General features: G+C 39.1%; 4 protein-coding genes. 3 read left to right on the top strand and 1 reads right to left on the bottom strand.

Going from position 1 to position 4,476, the window contains the following annotated elements:
- The first annotated feature begins 209 nt into the window (after nucleotides 1–209).
- Together E1171_RS06440 and E1171_RS06435 are read left to right on the top strand one after the other, a co-directional pair.
- Nucleotides 210–3,044 (top strand): AMP-binding protein, encoded by a 2,835-nt coding sequence (locus tag E1171_RS06440; RefSeq protein WP_187696302.1) that lies wholly within the window; start codon nucleotides 210–212, stop codon nucleotides 3,042–3,044.
- A gap of 113 nt (nucleotides 3,045–3,157) precedes the next feature.
- Nucleotides 3,158–3,403: a hypothetical protein gene (locus tag E1171_RS06435; protein ID WP_155205190.1), complete on the top strand. Its 246-nt coding sequence runs from the start codon at nucleotides 3,158–3,160 to the stop codon at nucleotides 3,401–3,403.
- Nucleotides 3,404–3,757: 354 nt separating this feature from the next.
- Here E1171_RS06435 and E1171_RS06430 read toward each other — a convergent pair whose 3' ends face one another.
- Nucleotides 3,758–4,174, bottom strand: a complete 417-nt coding sequence (locus E1171_RS06430; protein WP_155205189.1) for a hypothetical protein — start codon at nucleotides 4,172–4,174, stop codon at nucleotides 3,758–3,760.
- 176 nt (nucleotides 4,175–4,350) lie between these two features.
- Between E1171_RS06430 and E1171_RS24910 the strand changes: the two genes are divergently transcribed.
- Nucleotides 4,351–4,476: zinc ribbon domain-containing protein (locus E1171_RS24910; protein WP_187696303.1), on the top strand; the 126-nt coding region annotated here is incomplete at its 3' end.

The raw sequence follows: 4,476 nt of genomic DNA, 5'->3' as shown, positions 1-4,476 counted from the left end.
CAACAGAAGAGATATGATGATTTAAAAATGGAATATCAAGGAGTTTGGGAAATGGAACTAGATTTTTAAAAATAGAAAAACAACCCGCCAACAAAGTGTATACTGCATTGGCCCCTTGGGGGTGAAACGTCACCATACACGAGCCGTTAGGGAACATAAAAAATAGTTATGTGATTTTACTGATGTAAGTTAGGAATTGAATGTTCAATATGGCAATACATCAAAATAATAAAATAAACCCAACAGCCGAAGAAAAAGTCGCCAAACAAATACTGAGGATCGTAAAAACCCTTTGTTTGGAATTACATCCCAATCTCAAAGCTACCCTCCGCGTTGGATTGGATAGCAAACTAGGTCAAGATTTGGGATTGGATAGCCTTAGCCGTGCAGAACTATTGACACAATTAGAGCATCAATTTGATGTGCATTTGTCCGAACAGCTATTGGCTGAAACAGAAACCGTCAGAGATTGGTTTATCGCTGTTTTACAAGCAGAAACAGGACGATTCCCTTTGCATGCGTTGGAATTGGTGGCGCCCACTCTCGGACCTGCAGCAATTGCCCCCGTTGAGGCCAAAACATTGACGGAAGTTCTTGATTGGCACGCCAATAAACATGCCAGCAGAGCTCACATTATTCTGTGGGATGGAACCAAAGAAAAACAGACCATTTCATACCATGAACTTGCCGAAAAATCCAAATCAATAGCGAATGGGTTACGTGAATGGGGGATTGAATCAGGAGAAAGGGCTGCCATTGTACTACCCACAGGATTAGATTTCTTTACCGCTTTTTTCGGTGTTTTGTATGCAGGCGGGGTGCCCGTTCCGCTCTATCCCGTCATGCAATTGACAAAAATTGAAGAACATTTGAATCGTCAAGCCTCCATTTTAAACAATGCTGAAGCAACCATTCTTATAACCTTATCCGAAGCCAAGAGCATAGGGACAATATTAAAGTCTAGAGTGAAAAGTTTAAGAGCTGTAAAATCAGTAAAAAGTTTGCAAAAAACTGAAACTGAACGACTTCCTGTAATTACCAAAGAAACACAATTGGCATTACTGCAATATACCTCTGGAAGTACCGGTGACCCAAAAGGAGTCCGTTTAACACATGCCAATTTGTTGGCCAATATCCGTGCCATTGGGAAAGCTACTAACGTAAACCCCACTGATATTTGTATAAGTTGGTTGCCTCTTTATCACGATATGGGGCTCATTGGAGCATGGCTGGGCTGTTTGTATCATGCGGTGCCAACGGTATTTCTTTCTCCACTTGCATTTTTAGCAAGACCCGCAAGCTGGCTTTGGGCCATTCATCATTTTCATGGAACCCTTTCAGCAGCACCTAATTTTGCATACGGGCTTTGTGTACATAAAATTGATGACAAAGATTTGAAAGGACTTGATCTAAGTTCACTTCGCATACTCTTAAATGGCGCTGAGAAAGTTAGTGCAAATACCATCTGTCAGTTTACAGAACGCTTTAAACCTTATGGATTCAAACCAAAATCAATGACACCAGTGTATGGCTTGGCTGAGAATACACTGGGGCTTTGCTTTTCATTGCCTGGACAGATCCCGATTATCGACCGTATTGATCGAAAATTACTCATGGAGAAAGGGATTGCAAAACCAGTAGCACCCGATGCAAAAGATACGTTAGAAGTGGTTGGTTGTGGACAACGTCTTATAGGTCATCAGACACGCATTATTGACTTTACTGGACATGAAGTCGGTGAAAGAAGAGAGGGGAGGTTACAGTTTCGTGGACCATCAGCAACTAGTGGATATTTCCAAAATGAAGCCAAAACAAGAGAATTATTCGATGGAAAATGGCTAAATACAGGAGATTTGGCCTATAGGGTGGGTGGCGATGTTTTTATTACAAGTAGGGATAAGGACATTATAATAAGTGCGGGACGCAATATTCATCCTGACGAAGTGGAAGAGGTTGTTAACAAAATTGATGGGCTAAGAAAAGGATGTATTTGTGTGATAGGAAGCAAAGATCCAATTTTAGGCACCGAGCGTGTTGTAATTTTGGCTGAGACTCGGATAACGGATAAAAAGAAATTATCTAAACTAAGGGAACAGATCATAGTAACAACCACAGATATTCTTGATATACCGCCTTATGAGGTGATATTAGCACCTCCCCACAGTATACCCAAAACTTCAAGTGGCAAGTTGCGGAGATCCTCAGCACGTAAACTTTTTGAGGAGAAACAGTTTGGCGCAAAGACACGTGCTGTTTGGTTGCAAATATTGCAGCTAAGGGTAGATGTATTCATCAGTAAAGTTCAAATTTATTTGCGAAGTATAGCAGCATTTTTGTACGCAGGATATTGGTGGATGCTATTGAGTTTGGTTGTTGCAATCGTTTGGCCTTTAGCAATGGTGCTGCCTCAGGATCAATGGCGTTGGAGGGTAATTCAAACTGCAGGTAAATTTTTAATATGGGCATGGCGTATCAAACTGAAGGTGTTACACAAAGAAAATTTGCCACCAGCGGGAGGTGTTTTTGTGGCAAATCATTCAAGTTATTTGGATGGACTAATCCTTATACTGTCCTGTCCAGATAAACTCACGTTTATTGCTAAAAAAGAATTGGCAAGACAATTCTTTGCCGGCCATTTTCTAAAAAAAATAAAAACCCTATTTGTTGAAAGACAAGAACATGAGGATAGTCTTAAAGATTTTAAAATAGTTCTTGATGCTGCGAAGGAAAAAAACCGACTGGTATTTTTTCCCGAAGGCACAATAACGAGAATGCCAGGACTTCTGGGCTTTCGATTGGGCGCATTTCTGGTAGCCACAAACACTGGCTGTCCTGTTGTACCCATTACTATTCGCGGAACTCGGGATATTTTAAGAGACGATGGACAATGGTTTCCTCGTTGGGGAAGTATTGAAGTCCATGTTGGAAAACCGATATTAGCCAAAGGCACTGATTTCAACGCCGCTGTTAGGTTAAGGGACACGGCCCGAGAAGAAATTCTAACTACCTGTGGCGAAATGGATTTGGAACAAGAAAAAATATAGAGAAATTCGGGAGTAAGGTAATTTTTCTTAGCACATATCTTTTTTCTATTAGCAAAAAACCTGAGAACATTTGTGATGAGGACGAATGTAATTTTACTTTAGAAATTTTAAAATTGATTCCAGCTTGTTACCCATCAAGTTTTCCTTACGGAAGGTATAGATTGCAGGAGTACCCTTCAGGAGCAAAAATTGACAAGTCTGTATCCAATGGAAAAATTGTGGACGATTATGGGGATGAGATCTATATCTCAGTGAATTCTAGTGGGAGATATAAAGTAGAAGCTAGGGTTAGAAGATCTGCCGGCTGCGATAAGGTTTCTTCTGGATACTTTGAGTCGAATGACTGTTCCTTTCTCTAATGGCTATAAAAAACTGAATAATTTTATAATCAAAGGGCCTTTTGGCCCTTTTTCACGACCTGCACCTTTGTTGGATTTCACTACTTGTTATCTGGCCAAATGGGAAATAATAATCAAGCCCTTTTAGAAGATCTACTTAGATAAAAACCTATACTTTTTCTTTATATTCTGGCCTTCTTAACCTCCAAATAAATTACTTCCGTCTATCTAGTTTTGAATATAATGGTGGGATTAACGGCCCCGCATATGGCTTGTTGCATTTTTCGAAGTATATTAATGCTCACTCGAAACGAACATAGCTAAAAACCGAAAACTTGTATTTTTCCATTCATCTTTCATAAGCTATATGCAATGTTAACGACTGGCTTTTTGCTTACTCAGCATATTTGCTTTCCTTAATTCGACAACTACAAGACCAAAAATAGTTATCGCCTCAAGAAAGAAGTATGTGAGTCCTATTTTAGTGAGTTCCGACCACATATAAATCACTAAACCTATTGGAAGAAGACAATACAACAGATTGGCGAAAGCAATGCCCTTCAAAAAAGGGCTCCAATTCGTTTTTATTTTTAGATAACATGCAAAAGAATAGATACTATAGCTAAATGCAATTAATGACAATATGTACAGAATTCTTTTTGACATTCCAAACACATTTTCAAAGGTAGTGAGAATAAGTCCCAACATCAAAGCGGTCAAAAAAACACCTAAACTATCGACAAGGAAAAGGATTTTCGGACTTGTCTTTTCTACTATATTCTTACTATTCATTTCTTAATGTCTTCCGCATTTTTGCTGCGGTTTATTTTCCTTTATTTTCTAAGCTTTTCGCTAACGACCGTATAAACCACCTATTTTGTATATCCACATTATACCCATTACTTCCATCTATCTAAGAAGTAGAAGTAATTACCCTTTACTACCGGCGCACCCTTTAACCTCTTTTAATTTTAAAGGAAAAAAAGAGCAGCCGTGTATCTCGTGATCTATTCATTTGTGAAGAATGCAACCACCTGGTACATGCAGATATCAATGCTACTATAAATATTTTGGAGATAGGAATCTCTCAGGGT

The organism is Xanthovirga aplysinae (genome assembly GCF_009711365.1).
Classification (GTDB): domain Bacteria; phylum Bacteroidota; class Bacteroidia; order Cytophagales; family Cyclobacteriaceae; genus Xanthovirga; species Xanthovirga aplysinae.
The sequence above is the reverse complement of the archived record's forward strand: the minus strand, read 5'-3'. Positions and strand labels throughout refer to the sequence as shown.